Genomic DNA, 6,794 nt, shown 5'->3' with positions numbered 1-6,794 from the left:
CATCAAACTGAGGGAGTTCAAGAAGCGTAGAGTTAAAGAACTGTAGCAGTAAAAAAATATGGTACAATAACACCAATACTTGTAAAGATAGGAATTAATATGAATATTGGTGATATGATATTTCAACTAGTTTTCTTTATTTTTATATTTGGGTTATTTTCTGGTGTGTTTTTTCTCGTGCGTTCTCTCGTTACTAAACAGCCAAGCAAGTCAGAAAGTATCGAACAAAAGCTTGATAGAATTATTGATTTACTTGAAAAGGAAAAGAAAAAGTAATCTTTTTCCCGTTTGACATTAATCCTTACTGCACTATTTATGTCAACTCTACAATAAGTCTTATTCAACTTACGGGGCAAGTTTGTTGATGGAAAATGAAACTCTTGTTGTTCAATTTACGTAGATAATAATAACAAACCTTGAATTAATTAGGAGTTGTTTTTATGTTTGATATTACCTTGATATTGTTTATGGCTTTTGCTGGGGGAATTATTGCTATTACCGGCTTCTCCGTAATATTGGGGAGAAGGATTTTAGAACCGAAGAAAGCACTACAACAAAGAATAGATAATCTCGAAGAAGAGGTTTGGAAATTAAAAAATCAAAAATAGCAGCGTGGTGATATAAAAATGCAAGGTTGGCTTTATGGTTTATATGCTCTACTAATAGCAATAATCTCTATATTTACAGGGGAATTAGTAACATTTATTATGCTGGGCTTTATTTTAATTTGCCTTCAAAATATTCATTCTACATTAAAGGAGATACTGAAAGTTAATAAAGAGAAAATTGATTAACGGGTGCTTTACTTCAATAAGGGAGTTGCTTTGGCAGCTCTTTTTCATTCAAGACCTCGAACATCCTTCTAACAGGAATGCTGCCCCTATAGTTAAGCACCTCACAGTTTAAGATTTCATCAGTTAGAATAACAAATACGTTAGCATTTGTTGTTAAACCTAGAACTAGGAAACCAAAAATCATTATAATTAAATACTCATTTCATAAATCACCCAAAATAATCAGGGATCCAAAGTTAGTATATGAATCCCTTTTTATCGAACCTAGCGAAGGAGGTTTGTCTTGGCAAGTTCAATTAATTTATTACCGTCACCATTCAGAACTGCCTTGACCATCCATAATGTGAAACCCTGTGCCTGGCCAAATTCAATTCGTGGGGGAAGGGATATTTCCTGGCGATTCACGAGTACATCCAATAATACAGGTCCATTATGTTCAAAAGCCCGCTTCAGTGCATCCGGGAGGTCTGCCGGGTCTTCTACGCGTATCCCCATGATTCCCATTGCTTGGGCAACGGCTGCTAGATTCGGGTTTTTAAGCTCTGTACCGGTCTCCAAATAGCCTGCTGCCTTCATTTCCAATTCGACAAAGCTTAGCGCACTGTTATTGAAAACGATGATCTTTACAGGCAGTTTATGCTGTTGAAGAGTTAGCATATCTCCCATTAACATGGCAAGGCCACCGTCGCCTGAAAGGGCAATAACTTGCCTGCCTGAATCGATGCACTGAGCCCCAATTGCTTGCGGCAAGGCATTTGCCATCGAACCGTGGTTGAATGATCCCAATAATCTTCTTTTTCCATTCATTTCGAGGTACCTGGCTGCCCACAAGGTAGGTGTTCCGACGTCACATGTAAATACAGCATCCTCACTGGCAAGATCACTGACCATTTTCGTTAAATATTGAGGGTGAATCGGTGTATGGCCTGGTTTCCCTACCGCAAGTTCATCAAGCCCTTCGCGGACATCTTTATAATGATCCACATATTTATCCAGGTGCCGCGAGCTATGCGTCTCTGTTAGGTAAGGAAGCAAAGCTTCGACCGTGTTCTTGACATCACCGCAAAGCCCCAAGGCTAGATTTGCCCGGCGCCCAAGATTCTCTGCCCTGAGGTCAACCTGAAGGATACTGGCTTTCTTAGGAAAGAATTGTCTATAAGGGAAATCGGTACCGAGCATCAGCAATACATCACAATCCATCATTGCGTGAAAGCCGGAAGAGTAGCCGATTAGGCCGGTAAGACCTACAGAGTAAGGGTTATCATACTCTAGATGTTCTTTCCCCCTTAGGGCAATGACCATAGGGGACTTCAATCGGTCACAGAGTTCCATTAGTTGTGAATGGGCGCCTTCACATCCTGCACCGCATAATAAAGTAATCCGTTTCCCGCCATTTAGATATTCCGCCAGTTTTTTCAATTCGGCATCGGATGGACGAACAACAGGTTGTGTCACATGTACAACCTGTTCCGGGACGGTTTGATTGTCAGGCATTGCTGCTACATCTCCTGGCAGAACCAAGACAGCTACACCTTTTCTTGAAACTGCATGCTGCATGGCGATTGTAACCATTCGAGGCATCTGTTCAGGCTTTGTCACCATCTCACTGAAGTGGCTGCATTCATTAAACAGATGTTCGGGATGCGTCTGCTGGAAAAACTCACTGCCGATTTCGTTGCTTGGAATATGGGCTGCGATGGCTAAAACGGGAATCCGACTGCGATGGCAATCATATAAACCATTGATAAGATGAAGATTTCCAGGGCCGCTGCTGCCTGCACAAACAGCAATGCTGCCACTCAACAGGGAATCCGAACCTGCAGCAAATGCCGCTACCTCTTCATGTCGAACCCCAATCCACTCAATCTTGCCAGAACGCCTGATTGAATCTAGGACAGCATTCAAGGAATCTCCAACAATCCCATAAATCCTTTTCACCCCTGCACGCAATAATGAGTCAATTAATAAATCTGCGATTGTTTGCTTCATTCTTTTCCTCCTGTTTGTTCATAGTAGTATGTTTTTTTGTATTTGAGGATACAACCATTGGCCCCTTGTTGCATAGTTCACCTAGCTCCTCAAAGGGAACTTTATACCGGTTTTCCACTGCGCGCGATAGGCGGCTTCACCCTGAGAGCAATTATGAAGGACACGATGCATAATATGGCTATTATCATGAAAGTTGGTTTAAATCCATTGATGATTGCCCCAATAAAGGCGCCTGAAAGGGCACCAAGGCCGAATCCCTGATATACGATACTATAATTTTTGCTGTGATTTTTTAACCCGAAATAATCACCAACAATGGCTGGAAATACGGTAATATTGCCTCCAAAGCAAAAGGCGATGCCAGCTACACAGGCAAAAAAGAGACCATATCTAATATTCCCCAGGCTTAATACCAGAACTGCAGCAGCTGTAACAAAGAAGTTAAAGGCAATCACCTTCATCCGGCCGATTTTATCTGAAAGGGCTCCCAGGATCAGCCGCCCGAATGTGTTAAAAATGGCAATCATGGCTACAGCATTCGCGGCAGTGACTACATCCAAGCCAGCTAACTTTACACCCACATCCTTAGCAATACTGATTAAATAAAGCCCGCTCATGCAAGCGGTAAAGAACATGATAAACAATAGATATACCTCTCTTGTCCGCATCATTTCCTTGACGGTATAATTGTTCGAATCTTTGAGAGAGGACGCATTAGTTTCAACTGTCTCAGATGATTCTCGTATAAAACGCGACCCAACCACTACCATTGCCATTACAATGATTCCCCAGTACAAAAAAGTCTGTGAGGCACCCACATTATTTAATAGCCATGTGTTTATGTATTTAAATAACAGGCTCCCCATTCCGTATGCCGAAACAGAAATTCCTGAAATTAGCCCCTTGCGCTCCGGAAACCACTTGATTAGGTTGGACAATGAAGTAATGTAGGCTAATCCATCTGCGAACCCCACGACAATCCCTGCTGTGATGTACAAAACCATTAACGAAGAAGCGAACGAACTAGCGACTAATCCCGTTCCAAGCACTAATCCTGCCAAAGCAATTAACCGACGCAGTCCCCATTTTTCCTGAAGTCTCCCGGCAAATAGGGTTGCCAATGCTAGAGCAAAGCTTGTAATGGAAAAGGTGATGGCCACTGAACTGAGTTTCCAGCCGAACTTGTCTGCCAAGGGCTGATTGAATAAACTCCAGGTGTAGATAGTGCCAAGACCTATTTGGATGATGATCGTACCAAACACAATGAGTCCCTTATTTACTTTTTGATTAGGAATCATTCTTCCCTCCTTCCTCTGAAACACTCGGGGAACGATAAATTCTTCTATTCTAGAATGGTTTTATTATGACCATCAGCATTGCAATAATATTCGTGGACCTTCGCAGAGTTTGAAAAGGGAAGAGAAGATTCGTGACTGCCCAAATTATGAATGGAATAAAGGGAGAGGGAAGAATTTGAAATGGTATCTCATAATTTGTTTTAAGAAATGAAAAAGAAGTTCAAAAGGGCTATTTTGAGGGGCGATCCTCAACTATGTTGTAGTAGTAGGTAAAGTACAATGTTTTCATGGGCCACTTAGAAACGTAGAAATCCCCTTTGTGAGCGTATATTTATCCTATTTCTGTAGTCCTTTTGGTGACTGTTTGCTGCAGGTTCAAAACAGGACATTGGTAGGAAGGGGAATATCTTATCTGGAAGGAAATAGTAAAGAGGTTAGGATGCACAAAAAAAGAGGGAGATGGCGCTATGAAGAAATTACTTACTAGTTTGATAGTATTAGCAATGGCCCTAGGGATATCTTTTTCCACCGCTTCAGCATCTGCTGGAGGATTTCACCACCCAGATAGCTGGGATAAAAACTCTATTTTGCGGAAGGACACTCATGGGGTAGAGGTTAGGAATATGCAATATATCCTGAATGTCATGGGCTTTTATACGGATTCAGCAGTCGTTGACGTTGATGGGATTTTTGGACCGAAAACCGAAGCAGGTGTAAAGAAATATCAAAAAGAAAACAACTTGAAAGTAGATGGTGTGGTTGGTCCCCGGACATGGGACAGCTTCTCGCAATATATAAAGAAGAATGGCACGAACACATATGGAGCAGGAGGGAATATGGGTCTCAGAATCAAATGGAAGTATGACAATTCCTCCTATACATCCGGCTCAAAAGCTTATATTTACGGTAATGGAGATACATTAAGCGACCAGTATCGCTTGTATGCGAATTAAATTTATAGAATCAATAAGGGAGGTTGCTGATGCAACCTTTTTGTTATGCAACTAAAGGGGCAGGTTGGAGGAAAAAGGGGAGCTTGATCATTATATAGGCGTAGCAACAACGAGGGAGTGCCCAAATAACTTAACACTGCTTAAAGTTGATGCATCTACATGGGCAGTATTCGAAGCAGCCGGACCTTTTCCAGAAACACTGCAAAATGTATGGGGACGTATTTATTCCGAATGGTTTCCATCCTCTAACTATGAACAAATAGAAGGGCCAGAAATCCTTTGGAACGAAAAAAAAGATGTAACCTCACCAACATTTAGAAGTGAAATATGGATCCCCGTTTTGAAAAAGTAAGTATAGACGTAGAATTTATCCGAAGAGCTGTTTCGACAGTTCTTTTTTTTTACTCAACTAACAGTTGCTTTACTTCAATAATGGCTAAGGTAATCTTTTTTTATGGAACTAAAGGGGCAGGTTAATTGAATAAGGTAATATTTGGATTAAGATAGATATAAGTAGAAAAGTTAATAACAAGGGGTGATTTTTTGGAGAAAAATATTGGGGATGTAGATTTTTTTAAACAAGTAGTAAAAAGACTTTGCAAAAAAAACAATATTTCCCCTCAGAAACCTCAATTTGAAATCATCGAGAACGTAATGGTTATTAGCATTAAGAACCATTTAAAAGATGGAGTAGACTTAGATTGTTTTAATATTTTAAACCTTATTTACCGAACAATTGGACCTTTAGAAGAGAGCTGAACAAACAAGAAATAGAATTATTGAGGCTTATGCAGAGTGTCAAGGCATTTTATTTTGATTATAGCAATGAAATGAATACCATTTGGCGATGAATTATTTTACTAAGTTTTTAATGTTTTTACTGATATATGCAAAGTTAGCAGTACACTAATAAAGTAATAAGGTATACTTCAGTAAAATAAGGTATATTATATTTGTTGAATAGATTCTCTTTAAAGACAAGAAAAGTAGGTGAACAAAGTGGGAAAATATCAATTGGATACCAAAGGTCAGGTAGCTGTGACAAAGTTTCATGAAAAACAGACGCCTGCCAAATTTGATAAAAAGAAGCAACTTGAAAAAATACGTGCGGAGTATTTGAAAAAGAAGCAAAAACAAACAGATAAATAATATGAATGAAAACATAGGAAGACTAAAATCTCCCTATGTTTTTCTTATTCGAAGTTCTTTTTTCAATTGATGATAGAGTTTATTATTCCCATAAATTTCAGATTCGGTGACAAAAAATTCGTCATCAGATATCCATTCCTCACTAAAAATTTCAGTAGCAGAATCAATAGACCAGCCGTTATTTTGGATACACCAGTAATCTCCAGCAGAAATTTTTAAAATATTTGGATTCAACAATTTATTTGCTTTTTTTGGTAATATAGTTAAAGGGTGGTGAGGAATTATGAAAAAGAAGTATACGGTTTTCTTTTTACTTTTGTTTATTGTAGCTATTTCTAGTGGTATGGCACTTAAAAATTATTTCGACTATTCTATGATTATTGGAGTTGGTTTAGCGACAGTATCTTTATTAGCTGCTGGGTTTTCGCTTGGAAAAAGGAACAAGGTAATTAATTCACATCATTAAATTGTTTGTTAAGCTAACGTGTGCTTTACATCAATAAGGGAGGTTGTTGAAGCAACCTTTTCTTAATGAACTAACAGGTGCGTTAGCATTCCTGTAGAGCATTAAATATCGGCTTTGAAAAAAACAGAGCCCCTCAGTATGATGA

9 protein-coding genes and 1 pseudogene are annotated in these 6,794 nt (G+C 39.3%); 7 read left to right on the top strand and 3 right to left on the bottom strand.

Annotated features, from left to right (window positions below; genetic code table 11):
* The first annotated feature begins 99 nt into the window (after window positions 1-99).
* Window positions 100-276, top strand: a complete 177-nt coding sequence (locus J7J00_RS25540; protein WP_214795737.1) for a DUF4083 family protein — start codon at window positions 100-102, stop codon at window positions 274-276.
* A 164-nt stretch (window positions 277-440) separates the two neighbouring features.
* Window positions 441-608 (top strand): hypothetical protein, encoded by a 168-nt coding sequence (locus J7J00_RS25535; protein ID WP_161804981.1) that lies wholly within the window; start codon window positions 441-443, stop codon window positions 606-608.
* A gap of 450 nt (window positions 609-1,058) precedes the next feature.
* Here J7J00_RS25535 and poxB read toward each other — a convergent pair whose 3' ends face one another.
* On the bottom strand, window positions 1,059-2,783 hold the full coding sequence (poxB, locus tag J7J00_RS25530; RefSeq protein ID WP_214795735.1) for a ubiquinone-dependent pyruvate dehydrogenase: 1,725 nt from the start codon (window positions 2,781-2,783) through the stop codon (window positions 1,059-1,061).
* A gap of 101 nt (window positions 2,784-2,884) precedes the next feature.
* Window positions 2,885-4,081 carry an L-lactate MFS transporter gene (locus tag J7J00_RS25525; RefSeq protein ID WP_214795733.1) on the bottom strand — a complete coding sequence of 399 codons (1,197 nt, stop codon included), beginning with the start codon at window positions 4,079-4,081 and terminating at the stop codon, window positions 2,885-2,887.
* 467 nt (window positions 4,082-4,548) lie between these two features.
* On the opposite strand from J7J00_RS25525, the gene J7J00_RS25520 reads away from it, so the two are divergent.
* The 4 genes and pseudogenes from J7J00_RS25520 to J7J00_RS25505 all read left to right on the top strand — a co-directional run bounded on the left by J7J00_RS25520 (window position 4,549) and on the right by J7J00_RS25505 (window position 6,183).
* On the top strand, window positions 4,549-5,034 hold the full coding sequence (locus J7J00_RS25520; RefSeq protein WP_214795731.1) for a peptidoglycan-binding domain-containing protein: 486 nt from the start codon (window positions 4,549-4,551) through the stop codon (window positions 5,032-5,034).
* Window positions 5,035-5,092: 58 nt separating this feature from the next.
* Window positions 5,093-5,386: pseudogene (locus tag J7J00_RS25515) on the top strand (GyrI-like domain-containing protein); the annotation flags it as partial.
* Window positions 5,387-5,577: 191 nt separating this feature from the next.
* The gene (locus tag J7J00_RS25510) at window positions 5,578-5,793 is read left to right on the top strand and encodes a hypothetical protein (RefSeq protein WP_214795729.1); all 216 of its coding nucleotides are present in this window, start codon (window positions 5,578-5,580) and stop codon (window positions 5,791-5,793) included.
* A gap of 240 nt (window positions 5,794-6,033) precedes the next feature.
* On the top strand, window positions 6,034-6,183 hold the full coding sequence (locus J7J00_RS25505) for a hypothetical protein (protein WP_214795727.1): 150 nt from the start codon (window positions 6,034-6,036) through the stop codon (window positions 6,181-6,183).
* A gap of 33 nt (window positions 6,184-6,216) precedes the next feature.
* On the opposite strand, the gene J7J00_RS25500 is transcribed toward J7J00_RS25505, so the two are convergent.
* Entirely contained in the window at window positions 6,217-6,417 is a 201-nt protein-coding gene (locus tag J7J00_RS25500; protein ID WP_214795724.1) for a hypothetical protein, read from the bottom strand.
* A gap of 49 nt (window positions 6,418-6,466) precedes the next feature.
* On the opposite strand from J7J00_RS25500, the gene J7J00_RS25495 reads away from it, so the two are divergent.
* The gene (locus tag J7J00_RS25495; protein ID WP_214795722.1) at window positions 6,467-6,649 is read left to right on the top strand and encodes a hypothetical protein; all 183 of its coding nucleotides are present in this window, start codon (window positions 6,467-6,469) and stop codon (window positions 6,647-6,649) included.
* The last annotated feature ends 145 nt before the right edge of the window (window positions 6,650-6,794 follow it).

The organism is Bacillus sp. ISL-4 (assembly GCF_018613275.1).
Taxonomy (GTDB): domain Bacteria; phylum Bacillota; class Bacilli; order Bacillales; family DSM-1321; genus Peribacillus; species Peribacillus simplex_E.
This window is presented reverse-complemented; position numbering and strand designations above follow the sequence as displayed.